The organism is Streptomyces sp. RerS4, assembly GCF_023515955.1.
Lineage (GTDB): Bacteria > Actinomycetota > Actinomycetes > Streptomycetales > Streptomycetaceae > Streptomyces.
Genome location: NZ_CP097322.1, coordinates 6737731 through 6761206, shown reverse-complemented (window position 1 = coordinate 6761206; position 23476 = coordinate 6737731). Strand labels below are relative to the sequence as shown.

Genomic DNA, 23476 nt, shown 5'->3' with positions numbered 1-23476 from the left:
GGCCGTCAGGCCCGGTCCGCGGCGACCGCCTCGATCTCGGCGAGGAGTTCGGCTTCGAGGGGCCGGTCGGCGACGGCCGCGTTGGCCCGTACCTGCTCGGGAGAGGTGGCTCCGGCGATGACGGAGGCGCAGCCGGGCTGGGCGCAGAGCCAGCCGATGGCGAGCTCCAGCAGGGTGCGGCCGTACTTCCCGCCGATCGCGGCGAGGGCTTCGACGGTGTCGAGGCGCTCCTCGGTGAGGTAGGCGTCGCGCCCTTCGAGGCGGGATCCGGCGGGGACGGGGGCGCCCCGACGGATCTTGCCGGTGAGCAGGCCGTTGGCGAGCGGGAAGTACGGCAGGACGCCGAGGCCGTGCCGGCGGGCGGCCGGGACGAGGTCCCGCTCGGCGGCGCGGTTGAGGAGCGACCACTCGTTCTGGGCCGAAACGAAGGGGTGGGCGCCGATCTCGCGGGCGACGTCGGCCGCCTCGTCGACCTGGGCCCCGGTGAAGTTGGAGTGGCCGATGAAGCGGACCTTGCCCTCGGCGACGAGTTCCCCGAGGGCGGCGAGGGTGTCGGCGATCGGGGTGGCGGGGTCGGGGCTGTGCAGCTGGTAGAGGTCGATGCGGTCGGTCTCCAGGCGGCGCAGGGACTCCTCGACCGCGCGCCGGATGTAGTCCCGCCCGCCGCGCGGGCCGACGGCGGGACCGTACCCCATGTCGACGCCGTCGTAGCCGAACTTGGTGGCGAGCACGACTTGGTCGCGGCGGCCCTTGAGGGCTTGGCCGAGGTGGCTCTCGGAGCCGCCGCGTCCGCCGTAGATGTCGGCGGTGTCGAGGAAGGTGACCCCGGCGTCGAGGGCCGCGTCGACCACGGAACGGGTGGCGCGGGCGTCGAGCCGGCCGCCGAAGTTGTTGCAGCCGAGGCCGACGACGGAGACCTGAAGGTCCGAGGTTCCCAGGGGGACGTGGCGCATGGGGCTGATCTCCTCCGCACTCGTCGGCCCGTCGGCCGACGGGTCGGGGTGATCATCCTAGGGGGTGGTGCCCGGTGGACCGGGTGGTCGGGTCGGCTCGCCGATGTCGGCGCAATTCGGTGGACTTGGGGCGGGGTGGCTGTTTAGGATCATGCCGACGGCATCGCGTGTCGGTCACCGACCGGGTGAGGCATGGAGGTGCCGTGGCATGCCTTGCGGAGGCATCACTCATGTCCGTCCAGCTGAACCACACGATCATCCACTCCCGTGACAACCGGGAGTCCGCCGAATTCCTGGCGCACATCCTCGGCCTTGAGGTCGGTCCCGAATGGGGCCCGTTCATTCCCGTGTCGACGAGCAACGGCGTCACCCTGGACTTCGCGACCGTTCCGGCCGAGTCCATCGCCACGCAGCACTACGCGTTCCTCATCTCCGAGGAGGAGTTCGACTCCGCCTTCGAGAAGATCAAGGCGGCGGGGGTGGAGTTCTTCGCCGACCCGCAGCGCAAGCACCCGGGCGAGATCAACCACAACGACGGCGGCCGAGGGGTCTACTTCATCGACCCCTCCGGCCACGCCATGGAGATCATCACCCGCCCGTACGGCGGCTGACCGGAAGCTCCCGCCCGTGGGGGAGGTCCACGAGGTCCGGGGCGCCCGTCGTCGGACGCGGCGCGATGGCGTCCCGGACCGGCAGACGGAGTCCGTCACAAGTTACCGCGACGCGTGTAGTGACTTGCCAGGCAATCGACAGTAGAACTTGTTCTCACTCGTCGAGAGTGAGGTAGGTCACATGCGTGACAAAAGCCTGCACAGCAAGGTTTCCAAGGGCGTTTCCCGGCGCGGATTCCTGACGGGAACCGGTTCCATTCTCGGAGCCATGGCGCTGTCGGTCAACACGACCCCGGCCCACGCCCGAACCGCCCGCGCAGCCGCCGCCGACACCCCCATCGCATCCGGCGCCCACGTCCCCGTGTTGATCATCGGAAGCGGCTACGGCGGCTCCGTCGCCGCGCTGCGGCTCGCCCGGGCCGGCGTCGACGTCCATCTGGTCGAGATGGGCATGGCCTGGGACACCCCGGGCAGCGACGGCAAGATCTTCGCCAACACCACCAAACCCGACTACCGCTCGTACTGGCTGCGCACCCGCACCAAGGCCCCGCTCAGCAATTTCCTCGGGTTCCCCATCGACAAGGACGTCCCCCGGTACACGGGCATCCTCGACGCCGAGGAGATGGGCGGGATCATCGTGTACCAGGGCCGCGGCGTCGGCGGCGGCTCGCTCGTCAACGGCGGCATGGCCGTGACGCCCAGGCGGCAGAACTTCTCCGCCATCCTGCCGACGGTGGACGCCGACGAGATGTACACCACCTACTACCCCCGCGCCAACGCCGCGCTCGGGGTGGGCCTCATCGACCCGAACTGGTTCGAGACGGTGGACTGTTACCAGTACGCCCGCGTCGGCCGCAAGCACGCCCAGCGCTCCGGGTTCCCGTTCGTCTTCGTACCGGACGTCTACGACTGGGACTACATGAAGCAGGAGGTCGCCGGGACCGTCCCCAAGTCCGCGGTCGCCGGCGAGATCCTCTACGGCAACAACGCCGGCAAGAAGTCGCTCCAGCAGACCTACCTCGCCGCCGCCCGCGCGACCGGCAAGGTCACGATCTCCCCCCTGCACCGGGTCACCACCGTCTCCCCCTCGGGCGGTGGCGGCTACACGGTCGTCATCGAGCAGCTCGACACCACCGGCGGCGTCGTCGCCCGCAAGACCGTCACCGCCGACCGCGTCTTCTTCGCCGCGGGCAGCGTCGGCACCAGCAAGCTGCTGGTCCGGCTGAAGGCGACGGGCGCCCTGCCGAACCTCAACGACGAGATAGGCAGGGGCTGGGGCGACAACGGCAACGTCATGTGCGGCCGCGCCAACCACATGTGGGACCCCACCGGCAAGGTGCAGGCCTCCATCCCCTGCGGCGGCATCGACAACTGGGACGCGGGCGGCGCCTTCGCCGAGGTCGCGCCGCTGCCGACCGGGATCGAGACGTACGCCTCCTTCTACCTCTCGATCACCAAGAACCCCCACCGGGCCCGGTTCACGTGGAACGCGGCCGCGGGCAGGGTGGACCTGGACTGGCAGACCGCCTGGAAGCAGCCCTCCATCGACATGGCGAAGACCATCTTCGACAAGATCAACTCGAAGGAGGGGACGATCTACCGGACCGATCTCTTCGGCACCAACAAGATCTGGGGCGACCACCTCACCTACCACCCGCTCGGCGGCGCGGTGTTGGGGAAGGCGACCGACGACTACGGCCGGCTGCACGGCCACCCGGGTCTCTACGTCATCGACGGAGCGCTGATCCCCGGCAACACCAGCGTCAACCCGTTCGTGACGATCACGGCACTCGCCGAGCGCAACATCGAGAAGATCATCGCCACCGACCTCTGACGGCGGCACGTCGCGACCGGGGTCGGCCGGGCACACCGGCCGGCCCCGGCCCGCGTCAACTGCCGCCGCCCGGCAGGACGCAGACGCTGTCGAGGCCCAGCACATGGTTGAGCCGGCCGAAGGCGAGCCAGGAGCCGATGCTCATGCTCAGCTCCACGATCTCCACCTGGCTGTAGTGCGCGGTCATCCGCTCCCAGAACTCCTCGTCCAGGTTGTGGTGGTCGAGGGCGTACCGTTCCGCGTACTCGGCGGCCAGGCGGGTCCGTTCGTCGAACGCCTTCGTGGTGCGCCACTCGGTGACGGCGTCGGGGAAGTCGTCCTCGACCTTCTCCCCGTCGCGGTCGGTCCGCCAATCGAGGCAGAACACGCACCCGTTGATCTGCGCGATGCGCAGCCGGGCGGCCTCGAACTCCCGCAGGCCCAGGGTGGTGTGGGCGTAGACCGAAAGGGAGAAGTTGGCGGCGGCCATGCCGATGCCGGGGACGAGGTCGCCCCACACGTACTCGATCGGGTGCTGACCTTCGGGAACGTCGATCCTCATGGCTGCTTCCTTCCGAGTTTGCCGACTGCGGGCCGCAGCGGGACGTCGAGCGCGTCGTAGAGGCCGGGCTCCGCCGCCACCAGCCAGTCGATGGCGCCGACGAGGCGGCCGACGGCGGTGGCGTTGCCGCCCGCCGAACGGTTCTCGTCCTCGTCGGTGGCCTCGATGGTGACCTCGATCCGCGGCCGTCCCTCGATGATCACCCGATGGGCGCCGGCCCCGTCGGGTGGCGTGGGCCAATCGGGGGCGCAGGAGGGGTGGATGCGGGTGACGTGCTCGATGACGATGCGCGCTTCGCCCTCGACGATGCCCTGCACCTCGAAGCGGATGGCGCCCTGGGTGCCGGCCTCGAAGGTGCCCATGGTGCGGGTGGTGACGGTGGTGTCGAGCGCGCGCCGCTGCGAGGTCTCGCGTATCTCGTCGAGTGCGACGCCGAGGGCGCGGGCCATCATGCGGATCTGCCCGCCCCACACCATGGTGGGGACGGAGGGCAGGAGCATCATCGGCGTATCGTCCATGGGCCGGCCCATGCCGACCAGGTCGCGGACGGAGTCCGGTTGGTCGTACGTGGAGTAGTCGAAGATCTCCTGGCAGCGGATCACGTCGACGGTGGTGCCGAGGCCGCTGAGCAGCAGCGGCAGGACGTCGTTGCCCCAGCCGGGGTCCACGCCGGAGGCGAAGAGCGAGCCGCCGCCCTCGGCGATGGCGGCGAGCACGGGGTCTCGGAACTCCGCCGGTGCGTTGCGGTGGTCGTAGAGGGGGTAGAGGGCGGGGCTGACGACGGCCGCGCCGGCGGCGACGGCGCGGGTGATGTCGGCGAGCGCGTCGTCGGGGCGTACGTCTCCGGACGCGGCGTAGACGACGGCGGCGGGGCGGGCGGCGAGGACCGCCTCGATGTCGTCGGTCGCGCTGACCCCCAAGGAGTGGGTGAGTCCGGCGAGTTCGCCCGCGTCGCGGCCGATCTTGGCGGGGTTGTGGACGATGACGCTGACGAGTTCGAGCGCCGGGTGGGCCTCGACGGCGCGGATCGCCGCGCGGCCGACGTTGCCGGTGCCCCAGACCACCGTGGGAATCATGCGCGGAGGGTAGCGAGGGGGCCTTGAGGAGCCCAGGGCCGTGAAGCATGTTTTTCGGACGCCTCGCCCGGGGCGCGGAAGCCGAGGTGGGCGCCGACGGCGAGCTGACCGCGGCCGTCGACCAGGGCCCGCGCGCGGCCGCTGAGCCGCCGCCCTCCAGACCCGCGTCGCCGGGCCGCGGGGACCGATCCGGCCCGGCGGCGGCTCCCGAAGGGGCGTTACGCCGGCCGGCCCGGACCCGGTGTCGCCAGCGCCGCCGTCTCGGCGAAGGAGGGGACGCGGCCGGTGCCGCCGCGACCCGACACCGACAGGGAGGCGGCCGCCGCCCCGTAGGCCACCGCGTCCCGCAAGGTGTCGCCCAGCGCCAGCCGGGCGGTCGCGGTGCCGGTGAAGCAGTCCCCCGCCCCGGTGGCGTCGACGGGAGCCGGGTTGGCGGGGACGGGGTGGTACGCCGCCCCGGTGCCGTCGTCCAGAAGCAGCCGCTCGGCTCCGGCGGTGACGGCGACGGCGCGGGCCCCGAGCGCGCGGTAGCGGGCGGCCGCGGTGGGCGGGTCGACGGTGTCGACCAAGGCGAGCGCGTCCGCCGGGCAGGAGGTCTTCAGCAGCCCCGCGAGCGGGGCGATCCGGGCCAACAGGGCGCGGGCCTGTGCCCGTCCGGTGAGCCGGGGGCGGTGGTTGGGGTCGTACGTGACGTGCCCGCCGGCCTCGTGCACGGTGCGGGCGGCGGCCACGACGGCCTCGCGGGCGTCGGGCGACAGGGCGCCGGTGATCCCGCTGGTGATCAGGGCTCCGGCGCCGGTCAGCAGCTGGCTCCAGGAGTCGATGTGGGCCGGGGACAGGGTGGAGCCCGCGCTCTGGCTGCGCCAGTACACGAAGGCACGGTCGCCCTCGGTGTCGGCGGCCAGCAGGTAGGCGCCGTTCGGCCGGGGGGCGCGGCGTACGTGGGAGACGTCGACCCCGAGTTCGGCGGCGCGGCGCAGCAGGGGCACGCTCGACTCGTCGTCGGCGACCACGGCGAGGAGGGCGGTGCGGGCGCCGGCGGCCGCGGCGGCCGCGGCGGCGTTGAGGGCGTCGCCGGAGTAGGAGATGCGGGCGGCCGTGCCGTGGACCGCCTCGTGCAGGCGGGTGTCGGCGTGGATCTCGACCAGGACCTCGCCGAGGACGACCACGTCGTAGCCGCCGGCCCGGTGACCGTGGTCGCCCTGGCTTCGCGGGGCCGGGGAGGCGGGCATCTCAGCCGCGCCCGGGGGCGAGGTCGGCGCAGTCGGCGTGGCAGGGCCGGGCCAACCGCGCGAAGAGGGCGGCGAGTTCGCCCGGATCCTCGGGCAGGCCGCTGCCGACGCCCACGGCACCCGCCCCGGCGGCGAGCCACGCGTGGACCTCCTCGGGCCGGATGCCGCCGGTCGGGATGAGCAGGGCGTCGGGGAGGACCGCCTTCAGGGAGCGGACGAAGTCGGGGCCGCCGACGTGGGCCGGGAAGACCTTGGCGGCGCCCGTGCGGCGGGCGGCGTCGGCGATCTCGCCGGGGGTGAAGCCGCCTTCCACGAAGACGGCCCGCCTGGCGACGGCGACGGCCCGCACCTCGGGGGCCGGGTACGGGGAGACCAGGAAACCGGCGCCGGCGTCCAGGGCCCGTTCGGCGTGCGCGGTGGTGGTGACCGTACCCACCCCGATCAGCGCGGGGCGGCCGAGGGCGTCGGTGGAGGCGGCGGTGCGGGCGACGGCCTCGGCCCAACCTGGCGTGGAGGTGGTCAACTCGACGGCGCGACAGCCGGCGGCGAGCAGCGCCTCGGTGCGACGGACGGTCGCGTCGGCGTCGGTGTCGCGCAGCACCGGCAGCAGGCCTTGGGCGGTGATTACCGCGTACGGATGACAGGACATCGGCCCCCCAGTCCATTCGTTCCACGGAGCGGAACGGCGTCTCAGACATCGGAACTACATGGTCCAGACCTTACCCATTCGGGTGCCGTTCTCGATGTCTCGCGGAAAATCTTCCGGATAACTGTTATCGAGGCCGCACTCGACGGTCTCCCGGTTGTTGGGCATCATCGACCGCCGGTACGGGACAGGGAACATCACATGAGTACACAGCACACGGCAGCTCTGGTGGCAGCGGCCCGCGCGGGCGATCCCCGAGCGCAGGACGAACTCGTCAGCGCCCATCTGCCGCTGGTCTACAACATCGTCGGGCGGGCCCTGAACGGGTCCGTCGACGTGGACGACGTCGTGCAGGACACCATGCTGCGCGCGCTCGACGGGCTGTCCGGGCTCCGCGCCGAGGAGAGCTTCCGCTCCTGGCTGGTGGCCATCGCGATGAACCGGATACGGGCCCACTGGCAGGCCCGTGGCAACGGCCTCGGGGCGAGCGGCCTGGAGGCGGCCGAGGACGCCGCCGACCCGGGCGCCGACTTCGCCGATCTGACCGTCCTACGGCTCCAGCTGTCGGGCCAGCGCCGCGAGACGGCCCGCGCCACGCGCTGGCTGGAGCCCGACGACCGCGCGCTGCTGTCGCTGTGGTGGCTGGAGTGCGCCGGGGAGCTGACCCGGGCGGAGATGTCGGCGGCGCTGGAGCTGCCCACGCAGCACACGGCGGTCCGGGTCCAGCGGATGAAGGCCCAGCTGGAGGCGGCCCGCGTGGTGGAGCGGGCGCTGGAGGCGCGGCCGGTGTGCGAGGGGCTGCGGGCGGTGACGGGCACCTGGGACGGGCGGCCGTCCGCCCTGTGGCGCAAGCGCATCGCCCGGCACGCGCGCGAGTGCCTGCGGTGTTCGGGCCTGTGGAACGGACTGGTTCCGGCGGAAGGGCTGCTGGCCGGGCTGGCGTTGGTCCCGGTGACGGCCGCGCTGCTGGCGGGCGTACGGTCGGCCGTGGCGGGCTACGCCCCGGCGGGCGCGGCCCTCGCCGACGCCGGGCAGCTCACCGGCGCCGCGCACCCGGCCGACGCCGCGTACCCGGCCGATGCCGCGCATGCAGCCGACGCCGCGTACCTGGCCGACGCCGCCACGCAGCTCGGGCCGGTGGTGTCCGGCCCGGGGCCGGGCGGCCCGGCGGCGCGGGGCGAGGCGGGCGCGGCCGGCGACGCAAGCCCCGCGCACCACGGCGACGCCGGCGCGCCCGGCGGGCGGGGCCGAGCGCAGGCGGCGCCAGAACCGCCGCCGGGCCATCGGCGGCGCGGTGGTCGCCGCCTGCGTCGCGGGAGGCGGGCTGGTCTACCTCGGCGCGCTGCCCGGCAAGCGCGGCGCCGAGGCGGGAGGCGCCACCCCGCCTCCCCGGCGGCCGCCCTCTCCGCGCCCGACACCGCGTCCGCCCCGCCCTCCGGTTCCCCTCGCCGTCCCCTCCGCTTCGACCTCGACCTCCGCGTCCCCGTCGGCTTCCGCCTCCGCCTCCGCGTCCCCGTCGACCGGCGGCAGCAGCGCGCCCGCCCCGGCGCCCACGCAGACCCGCACGGCGTCGAGCCGTCCCCCGGCGCCGGCTCCCGCGCCGGCCCCTGCGGGCGTCGCCGGGCAGGTGGTGGCCCTCGTCAACTCCGAGCGAGCGGCCGCAGGCTGTGGACCGCTCAAGGAGGACTCGCAGCTGCGTGCGGCCGCCCAGGGGCATTCCGACGACATGGCGGCGCGGGGCTTCTTCGCGCACACCAACCCCGACGGCGCCGACCCGGGCGCGCGCACGACGGCTGCCGGGTACCGCTGGTCGACGTACGGGGAGAACATCGCCAAGGGACAGCAGACCGCGCAGTCCGTGATGGACTCGTGGATGAAGAGCCCGGGGCACCGCGCCAACATTCTCAATTGCTCCTTCAAGGACATCGGCGTCGGCATCCACCAGGGCGCCGGTGGCCCCTGGTGGACGCAGAACTTCGGCGCCCGCTGACGCCTGGCCGCCGCCCCCACCCCCCACCTCCGCACTTTTGACTCAGAATCCGGGCAAGATAGGAGCTGGAGCCGAATAGGCAGATCAGAGCGGAGGGGGTACGAGGAATGGCGAGGCGCGAGCTGCGGCCCCATCAGCGCGAGGCGGTCGACGCCGTCGTGCGCGCCCTTCAGCTGCCCCCCAGTGGGCGGGTGCCGGCGCGGGGTCTGCGGACCCAGGTGATCATGGCCACCGGGTCGGGGAAGTCCCTGGTCGCCGTCCGCGCCTCGGAGGAGCTGCGGGCGAGCCGGGTGCTGGTGCTCGTGCCCTCCCTCGACCTGCTCGTGCAGACCGTGCGCGCCTGGCGGGAGGGCGGCCGCACCGGGCGCGCACTCGCGGTGTGCTCGCTGCGCGGCGAGGACGCGGGGCTGCCCACGACCACCGATCCGGGTGAACTGGCCCGCTGGTGCGCCCCGCCGCTGGAACGGGTGACCGTGTTCGCCACATACGCCTCGCTGGGTCTGGGCACCATCGAGCGCGCCCACCTGGCGGGGCTGCCGTCCTGGGACCTGGTCGTGGTCGACGAGGCGCACCGTACGTCGGGCCGGATCGGCAAGCCGTGGGCGGTGGTCCACGACAACGCGCGGATCCCGTCCCTGCGGCGGCTGTACATGACGGCGACGCCTCGGGTGTGGCGGGACGGCGAGAGCGCCGAGGAGGACGAGGGAGCCGGGGTGGGCGGGGTGCCCCGGGGCGGGGGCGAGCTGGTCGCCTCCATGGAGGACGATCCCGAGGGCCCCTTCGGCGCCCGCTGCCACACCCTGTCGCTGTCGGAGGCCATCGACCGGGGGATCTGCGCTCCCTACCGGGTGGTGTGCGTGGACGTCAGCGACCCGGGGTTCCGCTCGGCGCTGCTGCTGGGCGCGGACGGGCGCTCGGACCGGGTGCGCGGGATGCGGCTGGCCGCGCTCCAGGCGGCGCTGGTGACGGCGGCGGCGGACCAGGGCTTCCGGCGGACCCTGGTGTTCCACCACCTGACGAAGGAGGCCGAGGCCTTCGCGGCGGGCCTGCCGGCGGTCGCGAAGCGGCTGCGCCTGACGAGCCGGGCGCCGCGGCCCGTCTACCCCCGGACGGTGTGGGCGGACTGGCTGTGCGGCCGGCACACGGCGGCGCACCGGCGGCGGGTGCTGGCGGCGTTCGCGGCGGATCGGGTCGCGGACAAGGCGTTCCTCGGCAGCGTGCGGGTGTTGGGCGAGGGGGTCGACACGAAGGAGTGCGACTCGGTCTTCTGGGCGGACGTACGCGGTTCCATGCCGGATCTCGTCCAGGCGGTGGGCCGCGCGCTGCGGATCCGGCCCGGCGAGGGGAAGGTGGCCTCGCTGGTGGTGCCGGTGCTGCTGGGGCCGGGCGAGACGCCCGACACGATGCTGACCTCGCGGGCCTACGGGGACCTCGCGCGGCTTCTGGAGGCGTTGCGGGCGCACGACGCGCGGCTGGTGGAGGACCTGGCGCAGCCTCAGGCGCCGAGCCGGGCCATGCCGGGCGCGGTGGGCACGGGCGGCGGCGGGACGGGTCCGGGGCCGGGGGCCAGGGCGTTGCTGAGCTTCTCCACGCCTCGGGATCCGGCGCTGTTGGCGGCGTTCATCCGGTTGCGCGTGCTGCATCCCGAGCACACGCGGTGGCGGCGGGGGGTGGAGGCGGCCCGGATCCACGCGGAGACGGTCGGGGACCTGCGGGTGCCGTTCGCGTTCAAGGTGCCCGCGCACGACGAGCGGTGGCCGGCGGCGTTGGCCGGCTTCCCGCTGGGCCAGTGGATCGCGGACGCGCGGCGCACCTACCGCCGGGGTGCGCTGGGTCGGGAGCGGATCCGGGAGCTGGAGGCGCTCGGCATGGTGTGGAGCCAGGTCGACGTGGCCTTCGAGGAGGGGCTGACGGCGGCGCGGGCCTGGGCCGCGGAGCACGGGCACCTGTTGCCGCCGGTGGACGCGTGCCTGCACGGGGCTCCCGTCGGGGTGTGGATGAAGAACAACCGGGCGGCGGCCCGGCGCGAGGGGCCGGGGGGGCTGTCGCAGGAGCGTCGGGACGCGCTGGACGCGATCGACCCGTCGTGGTGTCCGGCCTGGGACATCGGCTGGCAGCGGGCGTTCCACCTGACGCGCGTGCACCTGGACGCGGGCGGGCGGCTGCCGCTCGGTCCCGGTGCGGTGGTGGTGCAGGGCGAGGACCTCGGGGTGTGGGTGCGGGCCCAGCGGCTGGGGTGGGAGCGGCTGACGTGGGCGCAGCGGTGGCTGTTGGAGCACACGTTGGGGGTGACCCCGGCGGCGGAGTCGGAGCGGCCACCGCCGCGTCGCAGTCATGCCGCCGCCTGGGCGGAGCAGCTGGAGGCGGCCCGGCTCTTCCACTCCCGCGAGGGGCACCTGCGGGTTCCGCGTACGCACGTGGAGCCGGTCGGGGGGCGGGAACTGCGGCTCGGCGCGTGGATCGCCAACCAGCGCTCCCGGGCGGCGCGGCTGTCCCCCGAGCGGGTGGCCGCCCTGACGGCGCTGGGGATGCGCTGGTCGGCGTCCGACTAGAGCGTCCGACGAGACCGGCTGACCGAAGCGCTCGCCCGGCGGTCAGTGGTGGAAGCCCGACCGGGATTCGCCGGTGGGGACCGGTCGCGGCTGGGCGGCGAGGTGTTCGACGGCCCGGCGCAGGTCCGCGACGAGCAGGGCGATCTGGTCGCGGGTGACGCCGTGCCGGATCAGGACGCGCTGGACGACGGTTTCCTCCCGGTCGGCCGGCAGCGGGTACGAGGGCACCTGCCAGCCGCGCATCCGCAGCCGGTCGGAGAGGTCGTAGAGGCTGAAGCCGGCGCCGGCGGGGTCGGTGAGGGTATAGGAGACGGCGGGCAACGCGCCCCGCCCGTCGTAGAGCAGGGTGAAGGGGCCGAGGTCGGCGATCCGGCCGGCCAGGTACCGGGCGGTCTCGGCGCAGGCCTGTTGGACGCGTCGGTAGCCCGCCCGGCCCAGGCGCAGGAACAGGTAGTACTGGGCGATGACCTCGCCGCCGGGGCGGGAGAAGTTGAGGGCGAAGGTCGGCATGTCGCCGCCGAGGTAGTCGACGTTGAAGACGAGGTCGGCAGGCAGCAGGTCGGCGGTGCGCCACACGATCCAGCCGACGCCGAGGGGCGCGAGCCCGTACTTGTGGCCGGAGGTGTTGACGGAGGCCACGCGCGGCAGGCGGAAGTCCCAGACGACGTCGGGGTGGAGGAAGGGGGCGACGAAGCCGCCGCTGGCGGCGTCGACGTGGACGGGGACGTCCCAGCCGTGTTCGGCCTGGATGCGGTCGAGTGCGGCGGCGATGTCGGCGACGGGTTCGTAGTCGCAGGTGTAGGTGACGCCGAGGATGGCGACGACGCCGATGGTGTTCTCGTCGACGTACGCGGCGAGCTGGTGGGGGCGCAGGCCGGTGGCGTCGGGTTCCAGGGGGATCTGGCGGATCTCGACGTCGAAGTAGCGGCCGAACTTCTCCCAGCAGATCTGTACGGGGCCGCAGACCAGGTTGGGGCGGTCGGTGGGTTTGCCCTCGGCGCGGCGGCGTTCGCGCCAGCGCCATTTGAGGGCGAGTCCGCCGAGCATGGCGGCCTCGCTGGAGCCGGTGGTGGAGCAGCCGGTGCCGGCGACGCCGGGCGGCGCGTGCCAGAGGTCGGCGAGGATGTTGACGCAGCGGGCCTCGATCTCGGCGGTCTGCGGGTACTCGTCCTTGTCGATCATGTTCTTGTCGAGGCACTCGTTCATCAGGCGGTGGACGCCCTCGTCCGACCAGGTGGTGCAGAAGGTGGCCAGGTTCTGGGCGGCGTTGCCGTCGAGGAGCAGTTCGTTGCGCAGGAGCGAGTAGACGACGTCCGAGGGCGCGTGCTCCTCGGGGATCCGGTACTTGGGGAGGATCTCGCCGCTGAGCGCGGACGCGAACACGTCCGTGTCGGCGTCGCCGGCGTGGACGTCCTTCGTCTCGTGAAGTGCCATATCGGGACTATAGGGTTCATATCGCTGTCGTGGCGGATTCAATGATGCGCGGCGACGCCATCGCTTCCGGCCGTCTCAGGACTGTGACGCCGTTCATGGATCCCCGGGTTCGCCGTAAAAATTACCGACGGGTAGGATTTCCTCCACAGATCTTCCTGTTCGGGCCACTGGAGCCGACCCGGACGGGAAGATCTTCCTATTTGTTCTATGGGCAACTTATCCGCCGATGTCCGGATAACGGTCAACTGCTGTCATGGCCCTGATAGTTCTTCGGCCCATGAACAAGATCACCCGCCGGCAGGCCTTGGGCACCACTGCCGGCGCACTCACCGTCCTCGGCCTCGCAGGCGCCACCGCGCACGCCGCCGCCACCGACTCCCGGGCCGCCGCCACCCCCGCCGGCACCGTCGACGAGGTGTACCAGGGCCGCCGCATCCGCATATCCCCCGCCGCCGGGGGCGGCCACCACGGCGGTCACCACGGCAGCCACGGCGGCGCGCTGCCCACCGTCACGATCGACGGCCGTGAACTGCACGTCATGCGCAACGCCGACGGCACCTGGATCAGCGTGGTCAACCACTACGAGACCTTTGCCGACCCGGTCTCGCTCGCCCGCGCCGCCGTGCGCGAGCTGCGCGGCGCCACCCTCCTGCCCTTCGACCCGATGGGAGGCGCGGCATGACCGTCCGCAAGAACCAGGCCACGCTGACCGCCGCCGAGAAGCGCGCCTTCACCAACGCGCTCCTGGAGCTGAAGCGCACCGGCCGCTACGACCGCTTCGTCACCACGCACAACGGCTTCATCATGAGCGACACCGACGGGGGCGACCGGGTGGGCCACCGCTCCCCCTCCTTCCTCCCCTGGCACCGCCGTTTCCTGCTGGAGTTCGAGGCGGCCCTCCAGGCGGTGGACGCGAGCGTGACGATCCCGTACTGGGACTGGACCGCCGACCGCACCTCCCGTTCCTCCCTGTGGGCCGCGGACTTCGTCGGCGGTACGGGCCGCGCCCGCGACGGTCAGGTCATGGACGGCCCGTTCGCCTACGCGACGGGCAAGTGGGACATCAACGTCCGCGTCGACGGCCGCGCCTACCTGCGCCGCGCGCTCGGCGAGGGCGTCGCGCAGCTGCCGACCCGGGCCGAGGTGGACGCGGTCCTCGCCATGCCGGTCTACGACATGGCCCCCTGGAACAGTTCCTCGAACGGTTTCCGCAACCACCTGGAGGGCTGGCGCGGCGCCAACCTCCACAACCGGGTGCACGTGTGGGTCGGCGGCCAGATGGGAACCGGCGTCTCCCCCAACGACCCGGTGTTCTGGATGCACCACGCCTTCGTGGACAAGCTGTGGGCCGACTGGCAGGCGAAGAACCCGCAGTCGACCTACCTGCCGGCCGCCGGCACCCCGAACGTGGTGGATCTGCGCGACACCATGCGCCCGTGGAACGACGTGACCCCGGCCGACATGCTGGACCACCGCAAGTTCTACACCTTCGACACCGAGCCGGTCGCCGCCGCACGCCAGCGGTAGTGCAGCTCGGGGCGGCCGACCTGGCCGTAGCGGGGGGCGCGGTCCGCGCGGCCGGTGTCCACCAGGTGCTCCAGGTACCGGCGGGCGGTGATCCGCGAGATCCCGGCCGCCTCGGCCGCCGCCGCCGCGGTCAGCCCCTCGGGCGCCGCCCGCAGCAGCGCGACGACCCGGTCCAGGGTCGGGGCGCCGATCCCCTTGGGCAGTTCCGCCGGACCGGGCGCGCGCAGTGCGGCGAGCGCCCGGTCCACGTCGTCCTGGCCACCCGCCTCGCCGGCCGCCGCGCGGAACTCGGCGTAGCGCAGGAGCCGTTCGCGAAGGGTGGGGAAGGCGAAGGGCTTAAGGACGTACTGCACGACGCCCAGGGAGACGCTCTCGCGGACCACCGCGAGGTCGCGCGCCGAGGTCACCGCGATGACGTCGACGGGGTGCCCGGCGGCCCGCAGTCCGCGCGCGAAACGCAGCCCGTTGCCGTCGGGCAGGGTGAGATCGAGCAGCAGCAGGTCGATCCGGGTGCGCTCCAGGACCCGGGTGGCCTCGGCCAGGGTGTGGACAGCGGCCACGGCGGTGAAGCCGGGCACCCGGCCGACGTAGAGGGCGTGCGCGTCGGCGGCGACGGGGTCGTCCTCGACCACCAGCACGCGCACCGGCTGCCCGCCCGTCGGGGAGGCGCTCATCGGGCCGCCTCCGCGAGCGGCAGGCGTACGGTGAACTCCGCGCCGCCCTCAGGCGCCCGCGCCGTGTCCACCCTGCCGCCGTGCCGGTCGGTCACCTGCCGGACCAGGGCGAGGCCGAGGCCCCGCCCCTCCCCCTTGCCGGACCAGCCGCGCCGGAAGACGTCCACCCCCTCGGGCAGCCCAGGGCCGTTGTCCGCGACGCGGAGCAGCAGCCCGTGCCCGTCGCGGCGGACGGTGACGCGGACGCGCCCGCCCGGGACGCCGCTCAGGGCCTCGAGGGCGTTGTCGATCAGGTTGCCGAGCACCGTGACGAGGTCCCGGGCGGGCGGGAAGTCGGGCTGCCCGCGGTAGACGGCGCCCTCGACGGACCGCTCGACCGAGCCGTCGACCGCCCCGTTCACCGCGCCGTCGAGCGCCCCGTCGACCGCGCCGCCGTCCTGGGCGACGAACAGTTCGATGCCCCGCTCGTGCGCCTGCGCCGCCTTGCCGAGGAGCAGGGCGACGAGGACCGGCTCGCCCACGGCGGTGACCACCTCGTCGGTCAGCGCCTGGGCCAGCTCCAGTTCGGCGGTGGCGAACTCCACCGCCTCCTCGGCGCGGCCCAGTTCGATGAGGGAGACCACCGTGTGCAGCCGGTTCGCGGCCTCGTGCGCCTGCGAGCGCAGGGCCTGGGTGAATCCCCGCTCGTGATCCAACTCACCGGCCAGCGCCTGGAGTTCGGTATGGTCGCGCAGGGTGACCACGGTGCCGCGGCGGCCACCGCCGGCGACGGGTGAGCTGTTGACGACGAGCACCCGATCCGCCGTCAGGTGCACCTCGTCCACCCGGGGCCGGTCGGCGAGCAGGGCCCCGGTGAGCGGGGCGGGCAGGCCGAGGTCGGCCACGGGCGTTCCGGTGATCTCCCCGCGCAGGCCCAGCAGTTCGCGTCCCGCGTCGTTGACGAGGGTGATCCTGCGATGGCCGTCGAGCATCAGCAGCCCTTCCCGGACCCCGTGCAGGGCCGCCTGGTGGTAGTCGTACATCCGGCTCAGCTCGGCGGCGTTCATGCCGTGGGTGTGGCGGCGCAGCCGGGCGTTGATGACGTACGTTCCCGCGCCGCCGAGCGCCAGTGCGCCGCCCGCCACCCAGGCGAGCATCGTGAGCTGCGCCGCCAGCCGGTCGCTGACGACGCGGACGGTGATCCCGGCGCTGACCAGGCCGACGATGCGGCCGTCCGGCGCGACCAGCGGGGTGATCACGCGGATCGAGGGGCCGAGGGTGCCGGTGTAGGTCTCGCCGAAGGTCTCGCCGCCCAGGGCGCGGGCGGTGTTGCCGAGGTAGTGCTCGCCGATGCGGCGGGGGTCGGGGTGGGTCCAGCGCCGGCCGTCGGGAGCCATGATCGTCACGAAGTCCACGCCGGTGTGGGAGCGGACCCGTTCCGCGTACGGCTGGAGCGCGGCCGACGGGTCGCCGCCCCCGGTGGCGGAGGCGCCGAGTACGGCGTCCCGTACGGACGGCGAATCGGCGACGGCCCGCGCCACGGCCCCGGCCTGCCGCCGGGCCGCGTCCTCGGCCTGACCCCGGGCACTCGCGTAGGCGAAGACCGCGCAGCCCGCGAGGACGACCGCGACGAGCAGCACGTGCATCGCGAAGAGCTGGCCGGCGAGACTGCGGGGTGGCCTGGGGAAACGGAGCATGGCGTTCAGTGTGCACCGGGGCGTGAACTCAATGAACGCAAGGGTGACCGGCGTCACATGCTGGGTGATGGTCTCCCGGAACACATTCACCACCCAGGAGGCGACGTGGCCGCCAGACGCGACAGAACCCACTATCTCTACATCGCGGTGATCGCCGCGGTGCTGCTCGGCATCGTCGTGGGCTTCGCCGCGCCCGGCGTGGCCGTGGAGCTGAAGCCGCTCGGCACGGGCTTCGTCAACCTCATCAAGATGATGATCTCCCCGGTGATCTTCTGCACGATCGTGCTGGGGATCGGGTCGGTGCGCAAGGCCGCCAAGGTCGGCGCGGTGGGCGGGCTGGCCCTCGGGTACTTCATGGTGATGTCCACGGCGGCGCTGGCCATCGGCCTGCTGGTCGGCAACCTGCTGGAGCCCGGCAGCGGACTGCACCTGACGGAGGCCGCGCGCCACGCCGGCGAGGCGCAGGCCAAGGCGGGCGGGGCGCAGAGCACCCCGGAATTCCTCCTGGGCATCATCCCGACCACGCTGGTGTCGGCCTTCACCGGCGGCCAGGTGCTCCAGACCCTGCTGGTGGCGCTGCTGTGCGGATTCGCACTCCAGGCCATGGGGGCCGCGGGCGAGCCGGTGCTGCGCGGGATCGGGCACGTGCAGAAGCTGGTGTTCCGGGTCCTGGCGATGATCATGTGGGCGGCGCCGGTGGGCGCCTTCGGCGCCATCGCGGCGGTGGTCGGGGCGACCGGCATCGACGCGCTGAAGTCCCTCGCCGTCATCATGATCGGCTTCTACGCGACCTGCGTGCTCTTCGTCTTCGTGGTGCTGGGCACGCTGCTGCGGCTGTGCACGGGCATCAACGTCTTCTCCCTGCTGCGGTACCTGGGCCGCGAGTTCCTGCTGATCCTGTCGACGTCCTCCTCGGAGTCGGCCCTGCCCCGGCTGATCGCGAAGATGGAGCACCTCGGCGTCTCCCGGCCGGTCACCGGCATCACCGTGCCGACGGGTTACTCGTTCAACCTGGACGGCACGGCCATCTACCTCACGATGTCCTCGCTCTTCGTCGCCGAGGCCATGGGCACGCCGCTGGCCCTGGGCGAGCAGATCTCGCTGCTGCTGTTCATGATCGTGGCCTCCAAGGGCGCGGCCGGCGTCACCGGGGCGGGCCTGGCCACCCTGGCCGGCGGTCTGCAGACGCACCGCCCCGAACTGGTCGACGGGGTCGGTCTGATCGTGGGCATCGACCGCTTCATGAGCGAGGCGCGGGCCCTGACGAACTTCGCGGGCAACGCGGTCGCCACCGTCCTGATCGGGACGTGGACGAAGGAGTTCGACCGGGAGCGGGCCGGCGAAGTCCTCGCCGGACGCCTCCCGTTCGACGAGGCGACGCTCGTGGACGACGGCCACGGCGACGCGCCGACCACCCGGCCGGACGAGGACCGCAGCCCCGTACCCGGCCCGACGGCCGGCACCAAGGACGGGGTGCCCGCGTAGGCCACCCCTCACGGAGCCGGCCGGGCAGGGCTCGCCCCCACGGTGCCCCACCCGGTCGGCCCCACCCCCGAACGCCGCGCCCCGACAACCCCCGAGAGCCCCCCGAGAGGGGCAAGTCCGGCGAAGGTGGCGGAATCGGCCGACACATCGCCAGGGGGGCGGTTTTCGGCCGGCGGGTCCGTAAGTCGTCCGCTCCAAAAGGTACTTCCCTCCGGGGCCGGAGGTCTGACATCTTGCGTCCACCACTCGTTTCGTACGACCCGGTAGGGGCCACCAGCCCATGTCGGGTCATCGGAGGACGCATTGATACCCCACATATCCAGCCGACCTCGACGTGCCATGGTGCTGGCCGCCGCTCTCGGCGCCGCCCTCACCTTCGGCGCTCCCACCGCGCTCGCCGGCACCGATCCCGTCTCCCCGTCCGGCTCCGCCTCCGCCCCGGCGGCCGCGGCAGCGCCCCAGGCCGCGGCCCCGACTTCCCAGAGTGCGACCTGGGTTGCCGGCACCCGTGCCTACTTCGTGATCACCACGCCCGGTGACACCTCGGCGGTCCGTGCCGCCGTCGCCGCCAACGGCGGCTCCGTCTTCGCGTCCTACGACGCGATCGGCGTGATCGTCGCCCACTCGGCCTCCGGCACGTTCGCCGCCACCATGCGCGGCGTCAGCGGCGTCCAGCAGGTCGGCGCCACCCGCACCTCGGACGTGCCGGCGGACGCCTACAACCCGGCACTGCCCGCCAACCCGGCGCAGTCCACCACCCCGGCCGGCGAGCCGGTCCGCGCCGACATGACCCAGATCAAGGCCGACCAGGCCTGGGCCGTGACCACCGGCTCCGCCACCGTCAAGGTCGGCATCCTGGACACCGGTGTCGACGACCAGCACCAGGACCTGGCGCCGAACTTCAACGCGGCGGACTCCGCCTCCTGCGCCTACGGCAAGGCGGACACCCGCGCCGGCGCCTGGCGGGACGTCGGCACCCACGGCACGCACGTGGCCGGCACGGTGGCGGCCGCCAAGAACGGCAAGGGCGTCATCGGCGTCGCCCCGAGCGTGAAGATCTCCTCGGTGCGCATCGCGGAGCCCGGCTCCTCGCTCTTCTTCGCCGAGAACACCGTCTGCGGCTTCATGTGGGCCGGTGACCACGGCTTCAAGGTCACCAACAACAGCTACTACACCGACCCGTGGCAGTTCAACTGCCCGGACAACGCCGACCAGGCCGCGATCATCGAGGGCGTCAAGCGCGCCCAGGAGTACGCGGAGGCCAAGGGCTCGCTCCAGGTCGCGGCGGCCGGCAACTCCAACCTGGACCTGGCCAACAAGACCACCGACACCGAGAGCCCGAACGACTCGACCCCGGTCACCCGCACCATCACCAACGCCTGCCTGGACATCCCGACCGAACTCCCGGGCGTGGTCACGGTCTCGGCGATGGGCACCACCGCGAAGGCCTCGTACTCCAACTACGGCCTGAACGTCGTCGACGTCACGGCTCCCGGCGGCGACGCGACCGGCATCTACAGCACCCTGCCGGGCGGCAAGTACGGCAGCATGAGCGGTACCTCGATGGCCTCTCCGCACGTGGCCGGTGTGGCCGCGCTGCTGGCGAGCACCAACCCGGGCATCACCCCGGCGCAGCTGCGCGACAAGCTGGCCGTCCAGGCCAACGACGTGGCCTGCCCGTCGGACAGCCGGTGCAAGGGCACCACGGCGAAGAACGGCTTCTTCGGCGAGGGCCAGGTCGACGCGCTGAAGGCCGTCGGCAGCACCCCGCCGCCCGGCAAGTACTTCGAGAACCTCGGTGACGTCGCCATCGGCGACAACACCACCGTGGAGAGCGCGATCACCGTCAGCGGGGTGACCGGCAACGCGCCGGCGACCCTGAAGGTGGGCGTGAACGTCGTGCACACCTACATCGGTGACCTGAAGGTCGACCTCATCGCCCCGGACGGCTCCGTCTACACGGTCCACAACCGGGCGGGCGGCAGCGCGGACAACATCAACCAGACCTACACGGTCAACGCCTCCTCCGAGGTGGCGAACGGCACCTGGAAGCTGCGCGTGAACGACAACGCGGGCGGCGACACGGGCAAGATCGACTCCTGGAACCTGACCTTCTAGGACCGACAGGACCGACAGGACCGACAGCACCACCGGGGCCCTCGGGGAGTGGTAGCACCGCTCCCCGGGGGCCCTATCGCCTCGTCCGCAGCACGCAGTCCCCGCAGAATCCGCCGCCCGGCACCCGGTAGTACAGGCAGCAGCTGCGCCGTACGAAGGCCACCCCGAGCCCCTCCTCGTGGACGAAGGTGCCGGTGCCCGCGAGGGGTCCGCCCTCGGACAGCAGATCGGCCGCCAGGGTCACGGCCCGCTCGGCGGGGAACCGGTCGAGCAGCACGCGCAGGGCTCCGACCACGGCCGAGGCGGCGTTGCCGCGCAGGACCCGCGGGGAGACCCCGTACCCGGCGCCGAGCCGCGTCTCCAGGACGGCCAGGTTCCCGAGGACGCTCGCCCCGAGGGCCTCGGCGGGCAGCCCCGGTCCGGGGTCGGGGAGCCACAGCTCCAGCGAGCCCGCCTCGGACAGCCGCCACCGGACGCGGTCGACGGCCAGGTCCGGGACCCGGTCGGCGAGGGCCGCGCAGCCCAGGCCCAGCGACCACAGCCGCGCCGCGATCCCGAACTGCGCGGTCGAGGCGGCGACCCGGTCGGGCCCGCTGCCGATGCGCCGCCCCACCTCGGCGACGTAGGACGCGATCCCCTCCCCGTAGAGCGCGTCCAGCGGCCGATAGCCCGGACCGGGTTCGTCGGGGCCGTACGCCGCGCCGAAGAAGCCCCCGACGGCGCTCAGCCGGCGCAGCGCCCCGCCCACGCCCTCCCTCACGAAATCCATACCGGGATGATCCCAGGCACCCCCTGACGCCCCCGGAGCGGGGGCCGGCCGCCGGCGACGCGCCCGGACGGCTCAGGGGCGACGGGGAACTACGGGATCGCCGCGTGGAGCGCCGGCGAGCCGCGTGGTCTCGCGTCCGACGTACGCCGGCCGGGCGAGCGCGTCGTCCGGGAAGACGAACGGCCGGCTCTTCGTCCGGTCGGCGCCGATCTCTCCACATCGTCGCAGGTCAGAGCGCTGCGTCTCGTCACCGGCGGCGGCCGGGACCGTCGCTCCGGGCACCTGTGTCGAGCGGTTGAACGGATGTCCGTGGATCAGGATTGCGGGTGTGTCGTGGCGGGGACCAAAGTCATCAAAAAACGTGTCCGCGCCATTGCCGAATTGGGGGTTCATGAGAGGAGATTAAGGGGCTACATTGAGCCACTCGCGTTCACCTGACAGCCCGTTGCCTTTCACCCGCGTTTTGCGCGGGGGGTGACGTCAGGAGCGCAGACTGTGCAACCACCCCACCGCCCAGAAAGACCGAAGGCTCCGTGCCCGTACCCGTACTCCTCGCCGGCCGCTCTGTGCGGCTCGAGCCCCTCGCCCCCCACCACACCGAGGCCTTGGCCATGGCCGGGGCCGAGGATCGTACGACTTACGCCTTCACGCCCGTTCCGCACGGGCTGCAGGCGTCCCACGAGTACATCGACCGCGCCGTCGCGGATCAGGCGGCCGGTCGATCGCTAGCGTTCGCCGTGGTCAGAGCCACTGACGGGCAGGTCGTAGGTTCGACCCGGTTCCTGGATCTCGACTATTGGCAGGGTCCGCTGGTGTGGCCCGCCGTGCCGGGGGTGCCCTTCGGGGATCCGGCGACGGCGATTCCCGATGCCGCCGAGATCGGGAACACCTGGTTGTCCCCGAGCGCGCAGGGCACCGGCATCAACACCGAGGCCAAGCTGCTCATGCTCCGGCACGCCTTCGAGACCTGGGGCGTCCGCCGCATCTCGCTGCGCGCCGACGCCCGCAACCTGCGCTCCCGGGCCGCGATGGAACGTCTCGGCTTCACCTGCGAAGGGGTCCGCCGGGCCCACTCCAGGGGGCTGGACGGGGCGGTGCGCAGTACGGCCTTCTACTCGGTGCTCGACGAGGAGTGGCCCACCGTGCGCTCCCTGATCGAACTGCGGCTCTCGGCCGCCGCTCCCCGCAAGCGGCGACGCAAGACGCTGATTCCGGCGTAACGGTCCTTCGCCCGCGCCCCAAGGCCTTCCTCGCCCTGTTCCGTCGCGTTCCGTAGCGCTCCGTCGCGTTCGGACACGTCAGTCGAGTCGGACACGTCAGTCGAGGAAGGCCGGGGCGAGGGCCGAGGGCATCAGCCGCTTCGGGACGCCTCCGCCGTCGGCGGGCAGGGCGTACAGGTCGGCCCCGAAATCCCCGGGCAGGGAGTAGACGACGGTCCGGTCGTCGCTCCACACCACCTGGTCGTCGACGCTGCGCTCCTCCGCGAGCGGCGTTTCCCGCATCGAGGCCAGGTCCAGGGCGAACAGGCGCCACGGTGCCTCCGCGGGCAGGCCGGGCACGCGCTTCTTGAACACCAGCCGGGTGCCGTCGGGCGAGAGCGAGGGGCATTCGAGGTTCTCGCGCAGCGTGGTCACGGTGCGCTCGACCACATCGCCGCGGACCAGGTGGGTCTTGCCGTCGGTGGCGAGGGTCGCGTAGAAGGTCCGCTCGTCGGCGGCGAAGGTGACCCCCCAGAAGTTCACGTCGGCGTTGCGGTACTCCTTGCCGTCCTTGCGGATGGCGAAGTCCTCCAGCGAGGCGTCGAGCCGCCCGGTGCGCAGGTCGAGGATCGAGGTCCGGGTGGAGAAGTTCGTCCCGGCGTACGAGTCCCCGCCGACGAACACCGTCCAGGCGGCGAGCCGGCCGCCGGGCGAGACCCGGGCACGGGTGGGGATCCCGGCGAGGGGGTGGGAGGACCGTTCCTCCAGGTGCGCGTCGAGGACGACGGCCCGGTGGCTCTCCGCGACCCCGCCGCGGTCGGCCCGTAGGCAGATCCCGGTGCCGGCGGCGGAGTGGAAGCGCAGGCAGTTCACCCCGGAGGCGGTACGGGGGCCCTCGGGTACGTCGGCCGCGACGGTGGCGAGCTCGTCGCGGTGCGGGCCCCAGGCCATGTTGCGGAACACGATCCGGCGACCGCCGTCACCCGGGGCCAGCGCGACCTCGCCCCGGGTGACGCGCGGGCCGCCGTCCTGTGCCCGGTCCTTCTCGGCGGCCCGCGAGGAGGCCCGCAGGACGGCGAACACCCCGACCGCCCCGAGCAGGACGACGGCCGTGGCCAGGATCAGGATGCGGCGCCGGAGGGTCACGGTGGCTTCGTCC

At 73.0% G+C, this 23476-nt stretch carries 20 protein-coding genes and 1 pseudogene; 10 read left to right on the top strand and 11 right to left on the bottom strand.

From position 1 onward, the window contains the following. Positions 1–5 precede the first annotated feature (5 nt). Positions 6–953 (bottom strand): aldo/keto reductase, encoded by a 948-nt coding sequence (locus tag M4D82_RS30285; protein WP_249770412.1) that lies wholly within the window; start codon positions 951–953, stop codon positions 6–8. Positions 954–1183: 230 nt separating this feature from the next. On the opposite strand from M4D82_RS30285, the gene M4D82_RS30280 reads away from it, so the two are divergent. Continuing rightward, entirely contained in the window at positions 1184–1564 is a 381-nt protein-coding gene (locus M4D82_RS30280; protein ID WP_249770410.1) for a VOC family protein, read from the top strand. 181 nt (positions 1565–1745) lie between these two features. Continuing rightward, entirely contained in the window at positions 1746–3398 is a 1653-nt protein-coding gene (locus M4D82_RS30275) for a GMC oxidoreductase (protein WP_249770408.1), read from the top strand. Between the two features lie 55 nt (positions 3399–3453). Here M4D82_RS30275 and M4D82_RS30270 read toward each other — a convergent pair whose 3' ends face one another. From M4D82_RS30270 to M4D82_RS30255, 4 genes are all read right to left on the bottom strand, one after another. After that, positions 3454–3939: a carboxymuconolactone decarboxylase family protein gene (locus M4D82_RS30270; protein WP_249770406.1), complete on the bottom strand. Its 486-nt coding sequence runs from the start codon at positions 3937–3939 to the stop codon at positions 3454–3456. Then, positions 3936–5015, bottom strand: coding sequence for an NAD(P)H-dependent amine dehydrogenase family protein (locus tag M4D82_RS30265; protein ID WP_249770404.1), 1080 nt, complete (start codon positions 5013–5015; stop codon positions 3936–3938). Before M4D82_RS30265 ends, M4D82_RS30270 begins: the two co-directional genes overlap by 4 nt. Positions 5016–5233: 218 nt before the next feature. Then, positions 5234–6247: a PfkB family carbohydrate kinase gene (locus M4D82_RS30260; protein WP_249770402.1), complete on the bottom strand. Its 1014-nt coding sequence runs from the start codon at positions 6245–6247 to the stop codon at positions 5234–5236. Position 6248: 1 nt separating this feature from the next. Beyond that, the gene (locus M4D82_RS30255; protein ID WP_249770400.1) at positions 6249–6896 is read right to left on the bottom strand and encodes a bifunctional 4-hydroxy-2-oxoglutarate aldolase/2-dehydro-3-deoxy-phosphogluconate aldolase; all 648 of its coding nucleotides are present in this window, start codon (positions 6894–6896) and stop codon (positions 6249–6251) included. On the opposite strand from M4D82_RS30255, the pseudogene M4D82_RS34420 reads away from it, so the two are divergent. From M4D82_RS34420 to M4D82_RS30245, 3 genes and pseudogenes are all read left to right on the top strand, one after another. Continuing rightward, positions 6885–7580 (top strand): annotated as a pseudogene (locus M4D82_RS34420) (sigma-70 family RNA polymerase sigma factor); the annotation flags it as partial. The gene M4D82_RS30255 and the pseudogene M4D82_RS34420 sit on opposite strands and share 12 nt — an antisense overlap. Positions 7581–7971: 391 nt before the next feature. After that, a complete protein-coding gene (locus tag M4D82_RS34415) occupies positions 7972–8883 on the top strand; it encodes a CAP domain-containing protein (RefSeq protein ID WP_349637104.1) in 912 nt (303 codons plus the stop codon). A 107-nt stretch (positions 8884–8990) separates the two neighbouring features. Then, the gene (locus M4D82_RS30245; RefSeq protein ID WP_249770398.1) at positions 8991–11435 is read left to right on the top strand and encodes a DEAD/DEAH box helicase; all 2445 of its coding nucleotides are present in this window, start codon (positions 8991–8993) and stop codon (positions 11433–11435) included. A gap of 42 nt (positions 11436–11477) precedes the next feature. Here M4D82_RS30245 and gad read toward each other — a convergent pair whose 3' ends face one another. Continuing rightward, a complete protein-coding gene (gene gad, locus M4D82_RS30240) occupies positions 11478–12869 on the bottom strand; it encodes a glutamate decarboxylase (protein ID WP_249770396.1) in 1392 nt (463 codons plus the stop codon). Between the two features lie 277 nt (positions 12870–13146). On the opposite strand from gad, the gene melC1 reads away from it, so the two are divergent. Beyond that, positions 13147–13551 carry an apotyrosinase chaperone MelC1 gene (melC1, locus tag M4D82_RS30235; protein ID WP_249770394.1) on the top strand — a complete coding sequence of 135 codons (405 nt, stop codon included), beginning with the start codon at positions 13147–13149 and terminating at the stop codon, positions 13549–13551. Next, entirely contained in the window at positions 13548–14396 is an 849-nt protein-coding gene (gene melC2 / locus M4D82_RS30230) for a tyrosinase MelC2 (protein ID WP_249770392.1), read from the top strand. Before melC1 ends, melC2 begins: the two co-directional genes overlap by 4 nt. On the opposite strand, the gene M4D82_RS30225 is transcribed toward melC2, so the two are convergent. Further along, positions 14351–15070, bottom strand: coding sequence for a response regulator (locus M4D82_RS30225; protein ID WP_249770390.1), 720 nt, complete (start codon positions 15068–15070; stop codon positions 14351–14353). The two genes, melC2 and M4D82_RS30225, sit on opposite strands and share 46 nt — an antisense overlap. Further along, positions 15067–16746, bottom strand: coding sequence for a sensor histidine kinase (locus M4D82_RS30220; protein ID WP_249770388.1), 1680 nt, complete (start codon positions 16744–16746; stop codon positions 15067–15069). Before M4D82_RS30220 ends, M4D82_RS30225 begins: the two co-directional genes overlap by 4 nt. 105 nt (positions 16747–16851) lie before the next feature. On the opposite strand from M4D82_RS30220, the gene M4D82_RS30215 reads away from it, so the two are divergent. Next, positions 16852–18231 carry a cation:dicarboxylate symporter family transporter gene (locus M4D82_RS30215; RefSeq protein ID WP_249770386.1) on the top strand — a complete coding sequence of 460 codons (1380 nt, stop codon included), beginning with the start codon at positions 16852–16854 and terminating at the stop codon, positions 18229–18231. A gap of 342 nt (positions 18232–18573) precedes the next feature. After that, a complete protein-coding gene (locus M4D82_RS30210; RefSeq protein ID WP_249772282.1) occupies positions 18574–20349 on the top strand; it encodes a S8 family peptidase in 1776 nt (591 codons plus the stop codon). A 73-nt stretch (positions 20350–20422) separates the two neighbouring features. Here M4D82_RS30210 and M4D82_RS30205 read toward each other — a convergent pair whose 3' ends face one another. Together M4D82_RS30205 and M4D82_RS30200 are read right to left on the bottom strand one after the other, a co-directional pair. Further along, entirely contained in the window at positions 20423–21109 is a 687-nt protein-coding gene (locus M4D82_RS30205; RefSeq protein ID WP_502989102.1) for a (2Fe-2S)-binding protein, read from the bottom strand. 81 nt (positions 21110–21190) lie between these two features. Next, complete coding sequence (locus tag M4D82_RS30200; RefSeq protein WP_249770382.1) at positions 21191–21511, bottom strand: hypothetical protein; 321 nt, start codon at positions 21509–21511, stop codon at positions 21191–21193. Positions 21512–21651: 140 nt separating this feature from the next. On the opposite strand from M4D82_RS30200, the gene M4D82_RS30195 reads away from it, so the two are divergent. Further along, on the top strand, positions 21652–22338 hold the full coding sequence (locus M4D82_RS30195; protein WP_249770380.1) for a GNAT family N-acetyltransferase: 687 nt from the start codon (positions 21652–21654) through the stop codon (positions 22336–22338). Between the two features lie 96 nt (positions 22339–22434). Here M4D82_RS30195 and M4D82_RS30190 read toward each other — a convergent pair whose 3' ends face one another. Continuing rightward, positions 22435–23463 (bottom strand): TolB family protein, encoded by a 1029-nt coding sequence (locus M4D82_RS30190; protein ID WP_249770378.1) that lies wholly within the window; start codon positions 23461–23463, stop codon positions 22435–22437. Positions 23464–23476 lie beyond the last annotated feature (13 nt).

What these genes read in the sequence shown, in the direction of transcription:
- M4D82_RS30260 (WP_249770402.1), bottom strand. Translation starts at nt 6,247, where the DNA reads ATGCCCGCCTCCCCGGCCCCGCGAAGCCAGGGCGACCACGGTCACCGG.
- melC1 (WP_249770394.1), top strand. Translation starts at nt 13,147, where the DNA reads ATGAACAAGATCACCCGCCGGCAGGCCTTGGGCACCACTGCCGGCGCA.
- melC2 (WP_249770392.1), top strand. Translation starts at nt 13,548, where the DNA reads ATGACCGTCCGCAAGAACCAGGCCACGCTGACCGCCGCCGAGAAGCGC.
- M4D82_RS30245 (WP_249770398.1), top strand. Translation starts at nt 8,991, where the DNA reads ATGGCGAGGCGCGAGCTGCGGCCCCATCAGCGCGAGGCGGTCGACGCC.
- M4D82_RS30270 (WP_249770406.1), bottom strand. Translation starts at nt 3,939, where the DNA reads ATGAGGATCGACGTTCCCGAAGGTCAGCACCCGATCGAGTACGTGTGG.
- M4D82_RS30200 (WP_249770382.1), bottom strand. Translation starts at nt 21,511, where the DNA reads ATGAACCCCCAATTCGGCAATGGCGCGGACACGTTTTTTGATGACTTT.
- M4D82_RS30275 (WP_249770408.1), top strand. Translation starts at nt 1,746, where the DNA reads ATGCGTGACAAAAGCCTGCACAGCAAGGTTTCCAAGGGCGTTTCCCGG.
- M4D82_RS30225 (WP_249770390.1), bottom strand. Translation starts at nt 15,070, where the DNA reads ATGAGCGCCTCCCCGACGGGCGGGCAGCCGGTGCGCGTGCTGGTGGTC.
- M4D82_RS30220 (WP_249770388.1), bottom strand. Translation starts at nt 16,746, where the DNA reads ATGCTCCGTTTCCCCAGGCCACCCCGCAGTCTCGCCGGCCAGCTCTTC.
- M4D82_RS30255 (WP_249770400.1), bottom strand. Translation starts at nt 6,896, where the DNA reads ATGTCCTGTCATCCGTACGCGGTAATCACCGCCCAAGGCCTGCTGCCG.
- M4D82_RS30265 (WP_249770404.1), bottom strand. Translation starts at nt 5,015, where the DNA reads ATGATTCCCACGGTGGTCTGGGGCACCGGCAACGTCGGCCGCGCGGCG.
- M4D82_RS30285 (WP_249770412.1), bottom strand. Translation starts at nt 953, where the DNA reads ATGCGCCACGTCCCCCTGGGAACCTCGGACCTTCAGGTCTCCGTCGTC.
- M4D82_RS34415 (WP_349637104.1), top strand. Translation starts at nt 7,972, where the DNA reads ATGCCGCGCATGCAGCCGACGCCGCGTACCTGGCCGACGCCGCCACGC.
- gad (WP_249770396.1), bottom strand. Translation starts at nt 12,869, where the DNA reads ATGGCACTTCACGAGACGAAGGACGTCCACGCCGGCGACGCCGACACG.
- M4D82_RS30280 (WP_249770410.1), top strand. Translation starts at nt 1,184, where the DNA reads ATGTCCGTCCAGCTGAACCACACGATCATCCACTCCCGTGACAACCGG.